This is a genomic window from Chitinophaga caseinilytica (assembly GCF_038396765.1).
In the GTDB taxonomy this organism is placed as follows: domain Bacteria; phylum Bacteroidota; class Bacteroidia; order Chitinophagales; family Chitinophagaceae; genus Chitinophaga; species Chitinophaga caseinilytica.
In genome coordinates, this window is the sequence record NZ_CP150096.1 from 5,808,715 (window position 1) to 5,826,977 (window position 18,263).

Consider the following 18,263-nt stretch of genomic DNA (forward strand, 5'->3'; position numbering starts at 1 on the left):
TAATATTTCCTTAAGTGAAATTTATTGAATAATTTTCCCAAAGAAGTACATTACGAGTAACCTGACCTTTTTCTTTTTCGGGTTGATCGGCACGTGGCTGATGCTACCGTCGAAGAAGATGGAATCGCCTTCCGACAGTTCGAAAATTTTGTCTTCCAGCTGGAATTTGAGGTTACCTTCGAGCACGTAGACATATTCGAAAGCCGCGGTAGACACCAGTTCCCGGCGGGCGCCGGGCTTTAGCGTCAGCAGCGAAACCTGGAATGCGCCGCCCTCGAAATTTTGTTCGAGGATGGATTGATATTCGAAACCAACGGCGTCTTCCTCCTTTTCATAAGGCGTGTAGGCGTCTGCCGGCAGCAGCAGGTATCCCGGGAAACTTTTTTCCGCGCTCAGTTCGGAAAAGAACGTTTCCGTTTTGACGCCCAGCTTTTGAATGATGGTAAAAAGCGTGGGAATAGTGGGCAACATCCTGCCGTTCTCGATCTTGGACAGCAGGGCGGATTTGATGCCCGTGAGCGCCGACAGATCGAGCAGCTTCAGGCCTTTTTCCTTGCGGTAACGGCGGATCAGTCCACCGATCCTGTGATAAACGAGTGTATTATTGTTGATGTCTTCCTGCGATGGATCGTGTTGCATGTGCTTAACAATTACTTAAAAGCGATTCCGCTAATTTAAACAATAAGAAATATATTTTCGCCTCAGGAAATTTTCCTGCGCACCTGCGGGTGTGAGTTTGTATGATAAGCAAAACGGGCCAGCCTCCGAAGGCTTGCCGCTATTAATCCTTCCGACATGACGGACACCACGAACGTTTCTACACGGGCCGAATCCGGGCGCTGGCGCATGCTGTTGCTCACCATGTTCTGCTACCTTTTCTTTTACACGGGGCGGCACAATTTCGGTTGGGCCACACATCAGCTGGCAGACACGCTGGGCATATCTTTCGAAAAGGTGGGCTGGATCAGCTTCGCCATGCTGGCGGGTTACGCGTTCGGGCAACTCGTGAATGGCCTGCTGGCCGACCGGTTGAGCCCCCGGCACATGATCCTCACCGGCGGGATATTGTCTGTTCTCGCCAATATCTGTATCAGCTTTTCCAGTTCTTTCACCGTGATCCTCGTGCTGTGGGGATTGAACGGCTATTTCCAGTCGATGGCCTGGGCCCCGGGCAGCAGGATCATCGCCAACTGGTGGCACAACGGCAACCGTGGACTGGCGTATGGCCTGTACACCATGTCGGCCGGGCTTTCGTCGGTTGTGACGTATGTATTTTCCATCCTGCTCGTGCAAGATAACTGGCGGAACGTGTTCCGTGTGCCGGTGCTGTTCCTCGCCGTGGCGGTAGTCATCTTTTTCATTTTCGTGAAGAACGCGCCTCCCGGCGCCGCGGCCCTCATCCTCCAACCGGCGATCAACCGCACCCGAAAAACACGTTCGCGGTGATCACGGGCAATGCGCGCTTCCTGGCGGTGTGCCTTTCCCTGGGGTTCCAGAGCATGGCGCGATATGCGCTGATCTTCTGGCTGCCGCTGTTCTTTATCAAATCCGGATCTGTCTGGACCAGCCTCCTGTTACCGCTTGGCATGGCTGCGGGCGCCATTTCGTTCGGGTTCATATCCGACAGCGTTTTCCGCGCCAACAGGATGGCGTCGATCTGCATGGGGATGCTTTTTTGCAGCCTGTTGTCTGGCCTGATATACGTGCTGGAAATCAGGAGCGGCGTGGCCGCGGGGGCTTTGATCTTTTCTGCGGGCTTTTTCGCGTACGGCCCGCAGGCGAATTTCTGGCCCCTGGCGCAGGAGCTGCTCGGCCAGCGGTACGTGGGCACCGGCACGGGCGTGATGAACATGACGGCGTACCTGTTCGCAGCGATCGGCGAGCCATTGATGGGCAAGCTGATCGACATGACCGGCAACAAGGCGGTGATATTCCCCACCGTGGCAATCATTGCATTATTGAGCGCCGTCACGATACTTTTTGCCATGCCCAGGCGGCCGTCTCCGGGCAGCCTGTCGCGGATACCGGCTTTTTGAGGGAAGCAAAGTACCATTTTATGGGAGGTTCGTCCCGCGGAAGGGGCAACTCGTCACATCCCGGCGATGCGCCGGGGCGGGGTGTTTATTTTCATGGCATGAAACCTTATCTCTTCGTATTGTTGCTCCTGAGTGCGGGGTTATCCGCCTCCGCCCAATTTACGTTAAGCGGCCGCGTCCGCCATTTCAGCGGACAGCAAAAAGTTGACGTTAACCTACCGTCCATTTTTGGCTACCATAATGAAAACACGGTTTCCGTTCCCTTGTCGAACACCGGCGAATTTCGCATTACATTGCCGGCAGACAGCATCCGGTTCGCTACCCTGATTTACCGCCGGACGCATTACACATTGCTCCTCGAACCAGGCGGGAATCTCGAAGTGGAATTTGATGAAAACGCAAATGGTATCCGGTTTACGGGTGGAAGCGCGGCGGATGTTTGCCGGTTGATGCAGGATATTGGCATGGATAAAATCCCGTTTTTCTGGGAGAACGATTCGCTGGGGGCGCTTCCGGCCGCGGAGGTCCGGACAGCCGTGATGGCGCCCTGGTTCGGGGAATTCGCACATCAAGCCCAAACCATCCGATCGTCGTCCATATCCAAAAGTTTACAAAATATCCTCATTGCCGAAAACTTTTACCGTCATTTCAACTACCTCAACGATTTCATCACCACCAATATTCCTGACAGAAAAACCGTGAATGAATTGATCGCTACCTTGTACGATACCATTCCCATCACGCCGAAATCCCCGCATCCCGGTCCGCAATACTGGACATTTACCGACAAATACATCCGCAACCTCGAAATCCGGGCGTTCATCCGGGTAAAAGCGGAGAACATCCCCGCTTCGGCTCCCATCCCCTGGTTCGGCATTTCGCTCGACAGCGCCAACGTGATCGTCAACCGGTACGGAAAGCCGTACTGGCGCTGGATCGGCACTATGCACAACTTCCCGGCGGATGTGGCCGAATCCTATAACTGGCAACAAATCCAGAACCAGTTTTCCGACCGCGATGTTTCACAGGCCTTGCCACTTGCGGAAGCTTTCCGCCAACGTTTCCCGAAAAGCCGGTTCCTTCCGGCCCTCAAAAAAATGGAAACCGCGCTGCGCGATTCGCTTGCCGTCAACCGCAAAAACAAAAACATCTCGATCGTTGAAGATTATGAACAGGTGCAGTCGATTTACGATGTCGTGAAAAAGTTGAATGGGAAAGTGGTGTACCTGGACATGTGGGGCACCTGGTGCGGCCCCTGCAAAGAGGAAATCCGCCACCTGCCTGCGCTTCGCGCATCGCTCGCGGGAAAGGACGTCGTATTTCTTTTCCTGGACGTGGATGACGATAACAAGGATGCGTCCTGGAAGGATTTCATCCGTGCCAACGGGATGGAAGGCCTCCACCTGCGGATGTCGCGCAAAACGGTTGCGCCCATCTGGAAAGAAATCCTGGCTAACCATCCCGACAAGTCGGAAAGCTACCCGCAATATTTCCTGTTCGACAAATCCGGCAAACTCGCCATAGCCAAAGCCCTCCGCCCGAGCGACGGCCCCGCGCTTACGCAGCAGATCGAATCGCTGCTCATGCCGTAAAAAAATCACCCGGTTCCTTGCGGGCCGGGTGATGAGTTATCTCCAGAATAAGTTACTTATAAATCAGTATTTAATGATGGAAGTGATATGGATGCCTTCGAAACAATCATCCATGCATCCGTTCGGCACGAAACCGGCGGTAGAAAGCATGCCGTTGTTCTTCGATTCGAAATACACTTTGGCATTATCCCGTTTCTTCAGCCAATCGTTTTTGGCTTTTGAGTAGACTTCGTCCATCGTAATGGCCGCTGCGCCTGCCGTGTGGGAGCCGATGGCATTTGCGTCCTCCGTCCATTCGCTGGTGATAACGGTCTGACCGGCGCCTTCTATTTTATAGCTGGAATATTTCCGTTCGGTGATTTTTCCGCCGACAACGGTGATCGTAGTATTGGCCCCGAAATTGAAAACGCTGCCCTGGCTAACTGTGTATTGGTATTTGTTAGCGGATTTCGATTTAAAATCGGCCCAGGCATCGTAGCTGCGCTCATACTCACTTTTGAATTCCATATTGCTTTTGCGGCAGGACGTCGCCAGTGTAACCAGGCACAGTAACAACAATGTGTAGATGTTATATTTCATAAAGGGAATTTTGTGTGAAACGGCCTCGTCGGCCATTTGTTACACTTCATCGGCATTTTTCCCGATATGGCGCCCTTCCAGCCACGCGAGCCCTCCAACAATAATTACCTGCAAAACCAGGAACGCTTTCCCGAAAAGCGTTGCACCACTGCTATAATACAGCAGCATACCGATGCTCACCACCGTCCATGCCCAATTGGCGACTACGAGCCACCTTACAGCGCGTGCGCGGACCGGTTTCATGAGCACCAGGCTCGCGGCCAGCAGGGCATATAGGCCCGTAACCGCCGCTATCAGCAACACCAACCGTTCCGGAAGCCCTAAGAACCGGCTCCACCAACCATAAAGCGCCAGGCCGGCGATGCCGGTTGTGCCACCGATAAAGGCGTCTGCCAGTAATATTTTTCGCAACCGCGGAATGTCCAGTAATTTCATATTATTGAGATGTCAGGCTAATTCATTCCGGCATTCCGGCCGGGGACTTCCATCGCAACGCTAGCGGCGCCAGCACCAATGCCACCAGGAACGCTGCAATCACCGTTACGATGAGGTTGCCGTATGCGGCAGACTGCCCGCCCGCCAGTAGCCTCGCCGTCACAACGATTCCCGTCCAGCCCAGTACCAATACCCAGTACCGCGGATTCACCGGTTGTGCAGGGAGACCATCTGCCGGGAGTTTCATCACCACCCACCCGATCGCCACGGCCCCGGCCAGGCTACTTCCATGTTGCAGCATTTTATATATCGGGATGTTGTGCCCCGCTATATCCCATTCACCGGAAAACACCGGCCACGCCTGCACGAAAAACCCGTGCGCATGCGTACATCCGTCCCACAACACATGCGAAGCTGCGCCAATCAACACGGAAACACAAACCACCGGCCAGTTTTCCGCGAAGTACTTCCGCCATGGATATTGCGCCATAGGCCGGAACCGCGCCTGCAAAAACCCCGGTAAATTGTTCACCAGCGCCGGCTTCACCAATTCATGAAACAAAAAAGCGATCACCAGCCCCAACGGCATACAAAAAAGCAACAATCCCCACAACGTATGGCTATACTCACTCTGCACCTTCATCCGCAGGAAATACTCGAAATCCGGCGCCATACTGCCCACAATGAGCCCCGTGGCGGAGGCAAGTCTTCGCGGCAATACGATTGCCGGGTGTGAAAAGGTAAAGGGCATAAAAAGGATTTATCGAACCACATCTTTAGCAATCACGTTCCAGTCGTTCCCGCCCAAACCTTTCGCGATCCACTCGTCCATCAGCGCAGCGATGGCCGGCATGATCGCCAGGTGGCCGCCTTGCTGCTGCACGGTATCGATGAAGATCTGTGTGTCCTTACGCGCCATGGCCAGCTCCCAGGAAGGTTTGGAATAATCGCCGCCGCTCATCCGCCGGATGCGGGCGGGCAGCATTTGCGCAGGGTTCCAGATTTCGAAGAGATTGCCCACATCGCGTGTGTTCTGGCCGAGCGCGCCCGCCAGTGCGAACGTGTCCCGCAAACCGGCCGTGAATGCCACCAGGAAGCAGTTCCCGATCAGTTTCATGGCAGCGGCCTTCCCCTCTTCGGGACCGAGGTCCACCAGTTGCCCGGTCATTTTTTCCAGCAGCGGGCTCACTTTTTCCACCGCCGCGCGATTCCCGGAAACGAGCATATAGCCGCTGCCTTCGCGGGCGTTGGCCGGGCCCATGAACACGGGCGCGTGGATGTAGGTGAAACCCTTCTCTTTCCAGGCTGCCGTTCTGGCGATGGCGCCTTCTTTTGTAGTAGTGGTATGATCGATGATGACGGTTCCGGGTTGCAGACCGGTTTCCGCGGCAGCCAGCACTTCGTCCACACTCTGATCGTCTTTGAGCGTAATATGTACGAATGCCGCTCCCTGCACGGCGCGCGCCGGTGTGGCAAAGACTTCCGCGCCCAGGGGCTCCAGTGCCGCAGCCTTTTCGGGGCTGCGGTTCCAAACCCTCACTTTGTCTCCTTTTTCGAGCATCGCCGTAACGAAATTCGATCCCAGCAAGCCCATTCCTAAAAATGCTTTCACCATGTCTTTCCGATTTTTAATTAAAGTTAAGGAATGCCGCGCGTAAAAAAGGCCGCCCGGTGAAGGCGGCCTATATCGTTATTGTTTCAGCAAAATATCGCGGAACTCCACTTTCATGGGCGGCCCCACATGCACTTGCAGGCCCAGCCAGCCTTTCAGCTTCCGGTTCGCGGTATCCTCGTCCGTCACTTCGCTCAGGAGTGTGCCGTTTACGAAATGCTGCAATTTGTTGCCTTTTGCCACCACACGGTATTCATTCCATTCATTCGGCTTGTAGACGGATTTGAGGGATGCGTCGTCGCCAAGGGTTCCGGTTACCTGCACGGGCGCCCAGGCGTTGTTCCTGATCCCGGCTTTCAGCGCAATGTCAGCAGCGGGAACGGTTACACGCTGGCCGCGATACGCAAGTGTGGTACGGGCGTATTCGTCGTAATTCTGTCCCAGGTACGCCCGCGCAGCATCGATGTCTGCCTGGTATCCGCGCAGGGTATGCGGCTCGTCTGGCACCACATCGCTGCGATAGTTGATGCCGCTGTTCCCGTCCGCTGTAATGCGGAACTGCGTCTTCAGTTCAAAATCCGCCGGCTGCCCGCCTTTCCAGATAATAAACGTATTGCGTGAAAGCGGCTTTTCCGGCGTGATCTCTCCCGTCAAAATGCCGTTTTCCACCCGCCAGTGTGCTGTATCGCCATCCCAGCCTTCGAGGTTTTTGCCATTGAAGATGGATGCGAACCCGCTGCCTTCCGCCGCTTCCGATGCAGGCGCGTTGCCGCCGCAATGCATGAACAGTAGCGCGATTGCGGCGATGGATATGCTTTTCGGATTGACTTTCATTTGCCTCATTACACGGATTATCGTACGGCTGCGCGTTTGCTGTTGGTAAAGATCGTGTCTTTCGGATTGCCGCCAGATTTCAGGTAAGCCATCAGGTCTACCAGCTCCTGCGGGCTCAACCGGTTGATCATGCCGGGCAACATGGGCGATACTTCAGACACACGTGTTTTCGACACGCTTTTCTTCGGCACTTTCCGGATGTCTTGCGGCGAGAATGGGTTTTGTGAAACGAAATATTGATCGTCGTCCTCGTTCGTCAACCTGCCGATGACACTGCCTCCGTCTTTCAGATAAAAAACGGTGGCGCCGTATTGATCGGAAATGGTTTTATTCGGATCGATGATCGATTCGAGGATGTCTTTATTGCTGAATCGGGTACCCAGCTGCGTGAGGTCCGGGCCGGCAACACCGCCCTGTCCTGCCAGGGTATGGCATTTCGAGCAAAGCGTAGCGGAGAACATCGCTTTCCCCTGTTCGAAATTGCTGGCCGAGAAACCAATGCTGTCTACCATTTTCACGGCGTCGTCCACTTTCCAGTTGCGGCCCGGGCCCTTTGGCTGCACGCCCGAAGCCACGGAAAAGTTTCCGCCGGCTTTCACGATCGAATCGCCCGAGATGTCATTCAACTGCGCGAATTGTTCTTTCGGCGCCAGCGCCAGCGCGTTTTTCCGGGCGTTGTTGATGTAGCCCACGAAACTGTTACCACCCTGGTACCCGAAAGCGCCCGCGTACCATTTAAAGTAAACCTGGCGCAGCGGGTCGGTCCAGCCGTTTTTCGCGCCGGAAAGCACCGTGGCGTAGAAGGTTTGCTGCGCGGGGGGCATTTTCGCCAGCATGCCCGCAATGGCCATGCCGTATTGCGGATTGCGCATGATGAGGTCTGAAGAAGACAGCAGGGATTGGCCGGCCGAGGTATCGTCTTTCGCGGAAGCCATCAGCTCCACCGTGATGCGCACCGCATCCGGCGCACCGATGTGCACGAGCAGTTTGCTGAGCAAACGGTTCATTTCGTTCGTCTTCGCCGGATAGAATGGCTGGAGCCACGCTGCCAGCATTACCTTCGACGCATCGTCGGGCATCCCCATCCGCGTGATCGTCACTTCCGCCGCACGCACCGCATCTATCTGGCTTTCGGGCGATAACTTCCCGAAATCGATCGTGGCCAGTTTGTGCAGGAGGCTGTCGCGCAGCGAAGAATCGCCCATCCGCGCCAGCGACAACGCCCCATGGATCAACGCCACGGGATCCGTCTCAGCGAACACTTTCCCCTGCCAATGTACCACTGGCTGATGTTCCAGCGCGATCCGGGCCGCATATCTCACGAACCGGTCGGGGTGTTTCAGTTGCGGCCAGGCGAAATCGACCGCCGCGGGATCAGGGCCATGGTGATATTTTTCGAGTTGCCGGCGCAGGGAATTTTCTTCCGTCAGCTTCGCCGGTTGCAGTTTATTGGAATAGTCGCCGGCGTTTTCGTGATACACGCGATACAAATCCGATTCCAGTTTGCGGCCGCCCGTGAGGAAATACAACGCTCCATCAGGCCCGATCACCCCGTCTGTCAAAGGCAGCGGTGATCCGGACAGGAACTCCTCGCCGGTAGCTTTATACGAACCGCCGTTGGGTTCCAGCTGAAGGGCATACACGATGCCGAAGCTCCAGTCGAACGCGAACATGGATTTCCGGTATTTCTCCGGGAACCGAGCATTGCCGCCGTACACCAGGTTGGTGGGCGAGCCCTGCCCGATGTTGATCACTGGCGGCAGGTTGTCTGGGTAGGTGGGCGACCATTTCATGGTACCCGTCCGCCAACCGAAATCGCTTCCACCGGTGGCATGGCAGATCCTTGTGGGACGGTACCAGGGCAGCCCGAAATCCCACTCCATATCTGAATCGTAAGTGAACAGATCGCCGGCGTCGTTGAACGCAATGTCGAACGGATTGCGGTAGCCGGCGCTGACCAGTTCCCAGTGTTTGCCTTCCGGATCGATTTTGGCGATCCATCCGCCGGGGGCTTTATGTTCACCGCATGCCCGTTGGGGTCTACCATCCGGGGGATCAGGTTATCTTCCTGCCAATTGCTGGGCAGCATGTACGCATCCATCTCCGGACATTTGGTGTGGTTGCCGGCGATGAGGTAAATGGATTGCCCGTCGGGCGAAAGGATGATGCTGTGCGGCCCGTGCTCGCCGGAACCTTCCATGGCTTTGAGCAGGGTAACTTTATCGAACTGGTCGTCGTTGTCCGTGTCCTGCAGCCGGTACAGACCGCTCCCCTTATCGAATTGGTCGTTGGCCGAATGGTTCACCATCACGTACAGGCTATTGAAAGCGTACAACAGCCCCTGCGCGAAGCCCATGGTCACTTTCGTGCGCACGGAATCGGTGCCGGGGATGGTGTCTTTACCGAAGCCCAGCGGCTCGATGCTCACTTGCTGCGTGCTGTCGGCCCCGATGGGCGGGAGTTTCAGCCGGTACAGGGCGCCGAATTGGTCAGACACGATGAGGCGGCCCTTGTCATCGAAGGTCATAGCCACCCAGGAGCCGCGCCCGCTGTCCGACGGACTGAAAAGATGTTCGGCGATGAAACCGTCCGGCAATTTGAGTTTGTCCGTTTTCGGATCGGCCGGCCGCGCGGGCCGTTCGTTACAGGAAGATGCGCCGGCGAGGCAGGCAGCCAACACTACCGGCAAGCATTTCCACAGGGAAATTCCAGGTATACGCATGGTAATAAAAACTGTATGGTGGAACGCGAAACGTCTCCACAACGTGGTTGAATTTGGTTTCTACAATATAAGTAGCGCGAAATAAAATTTCAGCAGAATGTGACGGATAGCGCCGATTTCACACAAACAGTTATAAATCAATCCGATGCATCATCTCCATCTTCCTTGTCCTTTTCCACTTCCGGCTCCCGCCTGATGTGCAGGTCGCGCTGAGGGAACGGGATAACGATCCCCTGTTCGCGGAAAGCCTTATGTATGGCGAAGATCAGCTCGCTTTTGGCGACCATCCCGGCACGCAGGTTCCCCGTCCAGAAATACAACTGTATCTCGATGGCGCTGTCCCCGAATTCAGACGCCCAGACTACGGGCTCGGGGAAAGCCAGGATGTTGTCGTTAGATTTCATGGCCTTCTTCAGGATGGATTCTACCAGCTCCAGGTCCGAATCGTAGGCCACGCCTACCATGAGGGTGTTGCGGCGCATGAGTTTCTGGATGTTCCAGTTCACCAGCTGATCGTTGAGCAGCTCGCCGTTGGGGATCACGAGGTGGGAACCCTCAAGCGTCTGGAGAAGACTGCTGCGGAAGCCGATGGATTTCACCGTGCCGGCTTTCCCTTTTACTTCCACGAGGTCGCCCACGTTGAGGGGTTTCTCGAACGCCAGGATCACGCCGCTCACGAGGTTGTTCACGAGCGACTGCAACCCGAAACCGATCCCCACGCCCAGCGCGCCCAGTACGAACGTGGCCCTGTCTATGGGAATGCCCGCCACGGCGAATGCCAGCAACAGACCCAGCACGAAAATGAAGATGCGGACCACCAGCAGCCAGCTTCCCAAACCGGCCGGACTTCCCGCATCCGCCGGATGCCCGGCCTTGTCTGACGCGAAAAACGACACGATTTTGGAAATGATGGACGCGAGTATAAGGATGGCAAAAAAGGCCAGTACACTGAAAAACGAGAACGTATATGCGCCAACGGTACGTTGGTCGAACAGGAAATCTTCCAGCGGTTGTGTAACGAGGTTGAAAACGTAAAAAGTTCTGGCGAAAAGATAGAACCAGCCGATGACGAGAAATACGTAGAAGAACCGCGGGGCCTTCCGCCCTACTGCGGCGAAGTTCACGAAGAACAGCTGGCGTTCCGGGGTCTGGTAAATATCAGACGCCAGCGTGAGCGCCTCGTTGATGAGGCGTACCGTCCACAAAAACATGATGGCGATCACGACGCTGATGAACCCACTCACCATCAAACCCTTCGCGAGATTGAAACGCCCGGTCAGGTTGGCGATGATGGATAATGCCTCCACGATCACCACGAACCAAATGAAATAAACGATCCATTGTTCGCGGAGCTCCGCGCGGCGCCCGCGGGCCAGGTACCAGCTTCCCACCAAAATCCCGCCGGCAGCCAATATGATCATGCACCAACGTTCCGGCCGTGATGCCTGCAACACGAAATTATCGGCGCAGGCCAGCAGGAACAGCAGCCAGATCATCCACCAAAACCGCATCCAGTAAGCCGTGATGAAACGCCGGAAAATAATCGTCAGACAGGTGGAAGCGATCACCCACAGCAGGCAGATGAACACCCACGGCGGATCGGGAAAAATGAACTGGAAGATGCAAACCACGATCATAACGGCCGACAATACAGGATAGCGCAACACGAGCTGCCCGTCGAAATCCTTCCGCAACAGCCCGTTGGTGGCCACTTTCCGGCGGAGGGTACGCAAAAATATGGTGCAGAATAACGTAAGAACGGCCAGGATGGCGAGCTTGCCAGGATTATTGCGGAAGTAAAACCAGAGGATCAGCCGGTTCTTTTCGAACGCCTGGTGCAGGATTTCGTTCATGGGCCTGGCGTGCAGCGGCGGCACATTCAGGCCGCTTACTTCCTGCCGGAACGTTTGCTCCGACAAGTCCCTTTCATACCGCTCAATCTGTTCCAGCCCGGATTGCAGCTCATACACGGTCAAATCCAGCTGATCCTTGATGTGCTGCACATTGTGCAGCGAACCGGCCAGGATACTGTCTATCGGCGAAACTTCCCTCGCCGCCACATACAACTTGCGGACCACAGGCAGGAACTCCGCCGTATCCACCGGTATGGTGTACAGCTGCGGATTGCTGGCGATGGAATCGAAATTATGGCGGAAGCCCACGAGCTTTTTCCTGTAGGCGTCTACCTGCGCTTTCCGCGCGTTGGCGCGCTCCAGCAGCTCACGGATCAGTTTGTAGGAAGTGGTCAGGTTCCTTTCCGTCTGCAACGCGCCGGTATTTTTGAAAACGCCGTCGCTGGCGATCTCGAAACGCTGGCGGATGGCGGACAGTTCCTTTTTGATGGCGTTGGTATCGAGACTGGCTTTCAGAAAATCGCGGGTATGACGGATGGTGCGCAGCAGCTCGTCGAGCAGGGCGTCCTGCATATTGGCGGAATCATGCTGCCGGTATTTGGCCGCATATTCGGCGGGCGCCGCTTCCAGCATCCTGCGCAAAGTTTGCGCTACGGAGTCGCTGACATGCCGCATCACCGAATCAGGATGCTGCCCGCGAACGGAGGAAGATGCCACGCAACAGAGCGCGCAAATGAGGAAACAACGGAAGTAACTGCTGAATAGCATTTTCATATTCAACAATTTACAAATTTTTTCTGGCAGAACGCGTGGGTTACTTGTCCGGATTTTTCTTTTCACGCAACGCTGCTTCCAGGTCGGCTACCCGTTGCAAAACGGTGTGGAAGCGGGTTTGACCGGCATTCAGGGGATGCGTTCTCACCTCCAGCAGCAAGCGTTCCGCCACATCCAGTTCACCGAGTTGGATGGCGTAATCGGCGCGGAGCGACATTACTTTGAAAAGATTATCGCATGGCAGATGGCGGTCGCGGTCGATGGCTTTGTCCAGCAGCGCCGGAACTTTTTCGAATTCGCCTTCATCGTCTTCGAACCGGTAGGCGTAATCCAGCACGAGGGCGAGGCGTTTGCCGGCCGCGGCGGTTTCGGCGGAGATAGTGGGATCCTCCGGCGCATCGAGCTTCCGGCCCACGCGGATGCAATTGCCCGCAGGGTCGGAAAACATGAATTCCCTGACACCGTAGGCTTTGTCGCGGATCTCGCTGATGCGCGGGAGGCCGCGGGTGGGGAGTTTTCCTTTTTTGTTGCGAAGGCCGGTGGTAAACTGTTCGTACAGCCTGTCGGCTTCATCGGCCAAAACGTAGCAGGTGTGATAGGACGTTTTAGGATCGTGATGGCTTATGGCATAGAAATCCAGCCGTATCCCTTCTTTTTCCACGATGGCGTATGGGTTGGGCGCCTTCTGGCGATAGGTGACTTCAAACCCGATCTGGCGGTAGAAATCGAGCAGGGTATCGAGGTCTTTACAGGGAAGGATGGGAATCGTCCGGTTCATATGCGCAATATTTTAGGGCAAAATTCCGCGGACGGGAGCGCATGGAATTGTACAGTTGCGACATTATTCCTCCGGGAAAGGAAGCCCGGCGATCGCCTTGCGGTATTGACCCGGCGGCATGCCCGCCAGTTCCCGGAAATCGCGGATAAAATGGGCCTGGTCGTAATAGCCGCTGTCGAGCGCAACGTCCGTCAACCGGCGGTTCCCGGGAATTTCCCCCACCGCCCGCTCGAAACGGAGGATCCGGCTGTATGTACCGGGCGATAAGCCGGTGCCATTCCGGAACGTGCGCTCGAACTGCCTGCGCGAAGTATTGAAACGTTGCGCCAGCGCATCGATCCCTTCAACCATTCCCCCGAAAGCCAATTCCCGCGCGGCGGCCGGAACGACCTCAGCATGCCGGCCGGGTGCAAGTGCAGACAGGAATTCCCCCGCCAGTTGCGCCCTTTCCCCATTTCCGGCGGCCGACAGCATACGCCGCTGCCATTGATCTGCGGTCTTCCCCAAAACGCTGCCCAATTCGGCAAAGGCACCGGTCAGTTCGGTGGCCGGCATCCCGAACAGCGCCGGGACCGCGCCGGGCAACAGTTCCACCCCGAAAATCCCCGACCGTTCAGCAGACACGAATTGCCGGTGTGCGGCCGACTGCCCCTGGAAGCCCGCCAGGAACGAGGGCTCCCATCCACCGCCTGCCGTTTCCGAACCAAAACGTCCCTCATAATGAAAAACGATCCTCGCGGCGCCCGTGGCAATGGAAAGATGGCGCAGCTCCTTTCCCGGGACCGGCGCCATCTCTCCCACCCAGAAACACTTCACGAACCCGGAAAGCTGTGCTGGCGGAGGTATTTTATAATATTGCATGTTGGTGTGCTGAAGGGGCAATTTAAGGATTCTTCCGTCATTTCGCAGCAACGGCATCGAGGAACTCGATGACCAGGGCGGCCGTGCGGGCTGGCGCGTTACTGGCGGGATCGAGTGCGGCGGCTTCGCCCAGGTACGTGCCGTGCGCGCCTGGGAAAATGGCGAGCTGGCCGTTCGGGAACAACTGGTACATCTCCACGGTATGCGCCATGGTGGCCACGTCATGATTGCCTGCCAGCACGAGCACCGGCTGTTTGATGGCCCGCAGCATATCGGGCTGCCAGTCTTTGAATGTGAGCAAGCGCCCCATCAGTTTGGCGACGAAGGTATCAGGGTCCGGTTGCGGCGATGCGGTCGTATAAGCGTTTCGCAGCACAGGTGGCATCCCCGCGGCGTCGGCTTTCCGGAACATCGCTTCCAGCCCGGGCACCCAGCCTTCCTTACGGTAAAAAACGGAAGCCACCACCAGTCTGCGCACTTTTCCGGGATGGCGCATGGCCAGCATCATGGCGGAATTGCCGCCGTTGCTGAAACCCATGACATCGGCCTGTTGTACGTTGAGCTGGCTCAGCAAAGCCGCGGCATCGTCTGCGTCCTGCTCGAAACTGAAAGGCGTTTTCCGGTCGGCCGTATGGCCATGGCCCTGCAGCTCGATCGCGATCACACGCCGACCGGCCGACAACGCCGGCAAAACCCTGCCGAAAGTGGTCCCGATCGTAGAACCGCCGCCATGCAGCAATAATAAAGGCACGCCATTGCCGGCCCCGTGGATTTCATAATACATGCGCAGCCCGTTCACATCGGCATAGCCGGTTTTCACGGCCGATGAATCTTTAGTAGCGGCGAACGACGGGATATTCAGTAGTAAAGTCAAATAAAAGAGGTATTTCATGATGGTTGTTTTTGTGCATGGGATATCCGTTTACCACAACCGGCCAGGTTGCAGCATTACGTTACCGCATGTACGAATTTGTAGGAATAATGTTATTGCATCAAGCGCCCAGTGCGGCTTCCATGCGATCGAGCATTTGCAGCCAGCTGGGGTAAGCGCCGGTCCTGCGGGCGATGTTTTCCGGCGCGGCCTGGTGGATGGTGATCTCCGTTTTGTTGGCGGCAAGCGCGTGGAAGGATACGGTCACCAGGGTTTCGTCTGGCCACTCGGGGTCCATGCCGGCCTGGGCGGAAGTGCGGCGGATGCCGTTCTCATCTGCCAGGGCGATGTTGTACACGATCTTTTCCGGCGAATTGATGTCCAGGTACTCACCGACACACCAGCAATCCTTTCCGTCCGGCGTGTGGATGCAGGAGTGGAAATGGCCACCGGGGCGGATGTCGAGCTTTTCGAAATGGATGCTGCAATCGTTGGGCGCGAACCATTTCGGGAGGTGTTCAGGGTCTGTCCAGATGCGGAAAACCAGTTCTCTCGGGAAGTTGACCGTCCGCGAGATGAATACGTCATTTGTTGCGGGGCTTGCCGCGTTGGATGTGCTTTGCATTTTTCGGTTTTTTTAGTTCTGTTCCGATGGTGAGCAGGTAGGATTCCATGGAGTCGAGGGTTTTGCTCCAGGCTTTTGCGTATTGCGCCACCCAGTCCTGCACTTCCGACAGTGCTTCGAGGCGCGCTTCGCAATGGCGCTCCCTTCCCTCCTTGCGGATTACCACGAGCCCGCATTCTACCAGCAGCTTCACGTGCTCGGAAACGGTGGGCCGGCTGGTGTCGAAATAATCGGCGATGGCGTTCATCGTCAGCGGCTGACTGGCCAGCAGCTCGATGATGCCCCGGCGCGTGGGGTCGGCTATCGCCTGAAATACGTCTCGTCTTCTTTCCATTATGTAGGCATTTCCCTACAAATGTAAGCATATGTCGGGATTTGCCTACATATTTTTTTATCGCTTGAAAAGAAAACGGGAACGGCACACTGCCGTTCCCGTTTATTACTTCCCTTGGTCTTTCTTGTCCTGCAGCGCCTTTGTACAGGATCAATAAGCAGGTTTCTGCCCCTTGCTTTTCCAGTAATCGATCATGGGTTTGTAGGGGCCGTATTTATGGGCGCTCACGGAAAATGTATCCGCAAACGGGCCTTTGTCGTAATCCAGCGCCTTTTCGGCGATATGCGGATAGTCGAACATTTTGGGATTGGGCCGTGGATGACGGCTGTCGTCGTTCACGAAAGCCGCGATATCCAGTGCTTCCCCGTCTGTAAGAAAAGGTTTATCCCAGGTGGCTTTATCGAACGGCATATTGGCTTTCAGCCACTGCGCCTGCTTGATGATGCGGTGCATGCTGGAGCCGGGCTGGTAGCCGGAAGGCCCCCACAGCGGAGGATACACATAGCCGTTTTTATCTGCCGTCATGATGCCCTCCCCGTCTTTTCCATGGCAGCGTTCACAATGCTGTACATACAACTGTGCGCCCCGCTCCGGGCTTGCCGCCACATCGGGCAATTCCACCTCGAGATTCTTCCCGCCCTTATACGGTTTATCTTTCGGCACAAAACTGTTGATCCACCTGAAGTACGCCAGGAACGCCACCATTTCCTTACTGTCCAGCGGCAGCGATTTGCCGTTGTGGGGACGGTTGATGCAGTTATTCACCCGCTCGGCCATGGTGAGCACCTTCCCTTCCCTGGCGCGGTATTGCGGGTATTGCTCGTGCGACAGCATGAGGTTGAACGAAAAGGGTTTCGTTCCCCCGTTTTGGTGGCAATTGGTGCAATTCATCCTGTTGCCGAGATAACGCCCGTTGATGCCTTCGGGGCCGATGTAGTAGGCCGTTCTGTACATCAGCTCCTGGCCATACTTTACGGCTTCCCCAAACTTGTCGCCCGGGATGGCCGCGCTGTCTACCGCCAGTAGAACGGTAGCCGGCGGTTTCGCATCCACCGGGTTACTTTCACTTTTCGCATTCGTTTGGCAGGAATAAATGATGATCGCGGCAATGCCTGTCAGAAAGGAAGTCCAGACTATCCGGTTAACAGAAATCTTCATGTGCAGAATTATTTATCCGATTACAAAATCAATCCATTTAAAAATCACCCAAAACCGCTGCGGGAATGAATTCCGCGCGATAGGGAATGAAGGCGCAACGCAAATTCCAAATCGGCGTGCCTTGTTTGTCTGTCAACATCACCGTGTTCTTTTTAGAGCTGCATTGCAGGATATGGTCGGGCCCGGCCATGTATGCGCTTCCCATCCGGTCGTTGAACAGGTAAGCCGGTAAAGGCGTGCGGATGACGGGCGTTGCCGTACGGGCAGCCTCATCGAGCCGGAAAGCCAGTGTTTGCGATTGCGAACGGGATACGCCGTTGTCGAACAGCATGAGGTCTCCCGCTTCGTTCCTGTGTACCGCGTGGCCCATGTCGAAAGCGGCGGAATCCGGTATCGCGAAATCGCCTCCCCGCCCGAATTTCCACATCACCACACCGGTTTTGGCGTCCAGTTTCCAGATTTGCCCGTTGTTGTAAAACGACACGAGATAATTGCCGTCTTTGTCGAAACTCAGGCTGTTGGCGTGCATCCAATCGGTACGCGTGCTGGCGATCGCCGTATCGGTCAAAGGGTCCAGCGCATCGAATACCGTCCATTCCCATACCTTGCGCCCCTTCCGGTCGAGCACCAGGATACCGTCGCTTATTACGGTATCGGCCGCTCCGCCGCCACTGGCGCGCAGATCGAACGTTCTTTCCACCGTATTGAGCATCACGATATTGTTCCCCGGGGCCAGCAATACTTCGTGGTGCGCGTTGGCGGTAAAATCGCCCTGGCCTTTCTTCAAATGCAGCAGCGTATCGCCTTCCAGCGAAACCTCCAGCACCTGGTCCCCATAACTGGTCTTGAATTCCTTACTACCCAGGATGCAGAGGAAGGTTTTGTTTTCCGTGAAATGGGCCGTCTTGAAACCCGTCCCCTTCACCGCATGAAACCATACCACGCGGCCTTTCGCATCGAGCAGGTAGAGCGCACCGGGCTCGTCGCGCTGGCTCAGCAGGATGTACCCCTTCCTGAAGATCTCCGGCGCTCCGTTCGTTTGCGCGCTATCCAGCAAAAAACCGTCCTGTGCCCAGGAAGGTATTTCCGCTTTTTTCCGTTGTTGACAAGCCAGGCAAAGGAGCAGCCCGATCAGGCAGGGATACCATTTCATACAAACATCATTTTGCTTCCCGAAGCCGGCCGGCAGACTGCCGGTA

General features: G+C 55.9%; 19 protein-coding genes. 3 read left to right on the top strand and 16 right to left on the bottom strand.

Going from position 1 to position 18,263, the window contains the following annotated elements; genetic code table 11:
• Positions 1 to 21: 21 nt before the first annotated feature.
• The gene (locus WJU22_RS24010) at positions 22 to 639 is read right to left on the bottom strand and encodes an XRE family transcriptional regulator (RefSeq protein WP_341840709.1); all 618 of its coding nucleotides are present in this window, start codon (positions 637 to 639) and stop codon (positions 22 to 24) included.
• 156 nt (positions 640 to 795) lie between these two features.
• Here WJU22_RS24010 and WJU22_RS24015 point away from each other — a divergent pair, with 156 nt between their 5' ends.
• From WJU22_RS24015 to WJU22_RS24025, 3 genes are all read left to right on the top strand, one after another.
• Positions 796 to 1,446, top strand: coding sequence for an MFS transporter (locus WJU22_RS24015; RefSeq protein WP_341840710.1), 651 nt, complete (start codon positions 796 to 798; stop codon positions 1,444 to 1,446).
• Positions 1,443 to 2,036 carry an MFS transporter gene (locus WJU22_RS24020; protein ID WP_341840711.1) on the top strand — a complete coding sequence of 198 codons (594 nt, stop codon included), beginning with the start codon at positions 1,443 to 1,445 and terminating at the stop codon, positions 2,034 to 2,036. Before WJU22_RS24015 ends, WJU22_RS24020 begins: the two co-directional genes overlap by 4 nt.
• Positions 2,037 to 2,134: 98 nt before the next feature.
• Positions 2,135 to 3,628, top strand: a complete 1,494-nt coding sequence (locus WJU22_RS24025; protein WP_341840712.1) for a TlpA disulfide reductase family protein — start codon at positions 2,135 to 2,137, stop codon at positions 3,626 to 3,628.
• Between the two features lie 63 nt (positions 3,629 to 3,691).
• Here the strand turns inward: WJU22_RS24025 and WJU22_RS24030 are convergent, their stop codons facing one another.
• The 15 genes from WJU22_RS24030 to WJU22_RS24100 form a co-directional block, all read right to left on the bottom strand.
• On the bottom strand, positions 3,692 to 4,207 hold the full coding sequence (locus WJU22_RS24030) for a hypothetical protein (protein ID WP_341840713.1): 516 nt from the start codon (positions 4,205 to 4,207) through the stop codon (positions 3,692 to 3,694).
• A 39-nt stretch (positions 4,208 to 4,246) separates the two neighbouring features.
• Positions 4,247 to 4,642, bottom strand: a complete 396-nt coding sequence (locus WJU22_RS24035) for a hypothetical protein (RefSeq protein ID WP_341840714.1) — start codon at positions 4,640 to 4,642, stop codon at positions 4,247 to 4,249.
• A gap of 22 nt (positions 4,643 to 4,664) precedes the next feature.
• Positions 4,665 to 5,360 (bottom strand): DUF4184 family protein, encoded by a 696-nt coding sequence (locus tag WJU22_RS24040; protein WP_341840715.1) that lies wholly within the window; start codon positions 5,358 to 5,360, stop codon positions 4,665 to 4,667.
• A 42-nt stretch (positions 5,361 to 5,402) separates the two neighbouring features.
• Positions 5,403 to 6,257 carry an NAD(P)-dependent oxidoreductase gene (locus WJU22_RS24045; RefSeq protein WP_341840716.1) on the bottom strand — a complete coding sequence of 285 codons (855 nt, stop codon included), beginning with the start codon at positions 6,255 to 6,257 and terminating at the stop codon, positions 5,403 to 5,405.
• A 75-nt stretch (positions 6,258 to 6,332) separates the two neighbouring features.
• Positions 6,333 to 7,097, bottom strand: a complete 765-nt coding sequence (locus tag WJU22_RS24050; protein ID WP_341840717.1) for a DUF1080 domain-containing protein — start codon at positions 7,095 to 7,097, stop codon at positions 6,333 to 6,335.
• A gap of 8 nt (positions 7,098 to 7,105) precedes the next feature.
• A complete protein-coding gene (locus WJU22_RS24055; RefSeq protein ID WP_341840718.1) occupies positions 7,106 to 8,971 on the bottom strand; it encodes a c-type cytochrome in 1,866 nt (621 codons plus the stop codon).
• Positions 8,878 to 9,810, bottom strand: coding sequence for a hypothetical protein (locus WJU22_RS24060; RefSeq protein ID WP_341840719.1), 933 nt, complete (start codon positions 9,808 to 9,810; stop codon positions 8,878 to 8,880). The genes WJU22_RS24055 and WJU22_RS24060 overlap by 94 nt, the downstream gene beginning before the upstream one ends.
• 137 nt (positions 9,811 to 9,947) lie before the next feature.
• Complete coding sequence (locus WJU22_RS24065) at positions 9,948 to 12,437, bottom strand: mechanosensitive ion channel family protein (protein WP_341840720.1); 2,490 nt, start codon at positions 12,435 to 12,437, stop codon at positions 9,948 to 9,950.
• Positions 12,438 to 12,477: 40 nt separating this feature from the next.
• Positions 12,478 to 13,215, bottom strand: coding sequence for a VOC family protein (locus tag WJU22_RS24070; protein WP_341840721.1), 738 nt, complete (start codon positions 13,213 to 13,215; stop codon positions 12,478 to 12,480).
• A gap of 63 nt (positions 13,216 to 13,278) precedes the next feature.
• Entirely contained in the window at positions 13,279 to 14,076 is a 798-nt protein-coding gene (locus WJU22_RS24075) for a helix-turn-helix domain-containing protein (RefSeq protein ID WP_341840722.1), read from the bottom strand.
• A 37-nt stretch (positions 14,077 to 14,113) separates the two neighbouring features.
• The gene (locus WJU22_RS24080) at positions 14,114 to 14,968 is read right to left on the bottom strand and encodes an alpha/beta hydrolase (RefSeq protein ID WP_341840723.1); all 855 of its coding nucleotides are present in this window, start codon (positions 14,966 to 14,968) and stop codon (positions 14,114 to 14,116) included.
• Between the two features lie 100 nt (positions 14,969 to 15,068).
• The gene (locus tag WJU22_RS24085) at positions 15,069 to 15,572 is read right to left on the bottom strand and encodes an SRPBCC domain-containing protein (protein WP_341840724.1); all 504 of its coding nucleotides are present in this window, start codon (positions 15,570 to 15,572) and stop codon (positions 15,069 to 15,071) included.
• Positions 15,532 to 15,906 (bottom strand): metalloregulator ArsR/SmtB family transcription factor, encoded by a 375-nt coding sequence (locus WJU22_RS24090; protein ID WP_341840725.1) that lies wholly within the window; start codon positions 15,904 to 15,906, stop codon positions 15,532 to 15,534. Before WJU22_RS24090 ends, WJU22_RS24085 begins: the two co-directional genes overlap by 41 nt.
• 150 nt (positions 15,907 to 16,056) lie before the next feature.
• Positions 16,057 to 17,064, bottom strand: a complete 1,008-nt coding sequence (locus WJU22_RS24095) for a c-type cytochrome (RefSeq protein WP_341840726.1) — start codon at positions 17,062 to 17,064, stop codon at positions 16,057 to 16,059.
• 37 nt (positions 17,065 to 17,101) lie between these two features.
• Positions 17,102 to 18,217 carry an aryl-sulfate sulfotransferase gene (locus WJU22_RS24100; protein ID WP_341840727.1) on the bottom strand — a complete coding sequence of 372 codons (1,116 nt, stop codon included), beginning with the start codon at positions 18,215 to 18,217 and terminating at the stop codon, positions 17,102 to 17,104.
• Positions 18,218 to 18,263: the final 46 nt, after the last annotated feature.

Coding starts and splice junctions, on each gene's coding strand:
- WJU22_RS24010 (WP_341840709.1), bottom strand. CDS start 639: ATGCAACACGATCCATCGCAGGAAGACATCAACAATAATACACTCGTT.
- WJU22_RS24015 (WP_341840710.1), top strand. CDS start 796: ATGACGGACACCACGAACGTTTCTACACGGGCCGAATCCGGGCGCTGG.
- WJU22_RS24025 (WP_341840712.1), top strand. CDS start 2,135: ATGAAACCTTATCTCTTCGTATTGTTGCTCCTGAGTGCGGGGTTATCC.
- WJU22_RS24030 (WP_341840713.1), bottom strand. CDS start 4,207: ATGAAATATAACATCTACACATTGTTGTTACTGTGCCTGGTTACACTG.
- WJU22_RS24035 (WP_341840714.1), bottom strand. CDS start 4,642: ATGAAATTACTGGACATTCCGCGGTTGCGAAAAATATTACTGGCAGAC.
- WJU22_RS24045 (WP_341840716.1), bottom strand. CDS start 6,257: ATGGTGAAAGCATTTTTAGGAATGGGCTTGCTGGGATCGAATTTCGTT.
- WJU22_RS24050 (WP_341840717.1), bottom strand. CDS start 7,097: ATGAGGCAAATGAAAGTCAATCCGAAAAGCATATCCATCGCCGCAATC.
- WJU22_RS24055 (WP_341840718.1), bottom strand. CDS start 8,971: ATGGAGTGGGATTTCGGGCTGCCCTGGTACCGTCCCACAAGGATCTGC.
- WJU22_RS24060 (WP_341840719.1), bottom strand. CDS start 9,810: ATGCGTATACCTGGAATTTCCCTGTGGAAATGCTTGCCGGTAGTGTTG.
- WJU22_RS24065 (WP_341840720.1), bottom strand. CDS start 12,437: ATGAAAATGCTATTCAGCAGTTACTTCCGTTGTTTCCTCATTTGCGCG.
- WJU22_RS24070 (WP_341840721.1), bottom strand. CDS start 13,215: ATGAACCGGACGATTCCCATCCTTCCCTGTAAAGACCTCGATACCCTG.
- WJU22_RS24075 (WP_341840722.1), bottom strand. CDS start 14,076: ATGCAATATTATAAAATACCTCCGCCAGCACAGCTTTCCGGGTTCGTG.
- WJU22_RS24080 (WP_341840723.1), bottom strand. CDS start 14,968: ATGAAATACCTCTTTTATTTGACTTTACTACTGAATATCCCGTCGTTC.
- WJU22_RS24085 (WP_341840724.1), bottom strand. CDS start 15,572: ATGCAAAGCACATCCAACGCGGCAAGCCCCGCAACAAATGACGTATTC.
- WJU22_RS24090 (WP_341840725.1), bottom strand. CDS start 15,906: ATGGAAAGAAGACGAGACGTATTTCAGGCGATAGCCGACCCCACGCGC.
- WJU22_RS24095 (WP_341840726.1), bottom strand. CDS start 17,064: ATGAAGATTTCTGTTAACCGGATAGTCTGGACTTCCTTTCTGACAGGC.
- WJU22_RS24100 (WP_341840727.1), bottom strand. CDS start 18,217: ATGAAATGGTATCCCTGCCTGATCGGGCTGCTCCTTTGCCTGGCTTGT.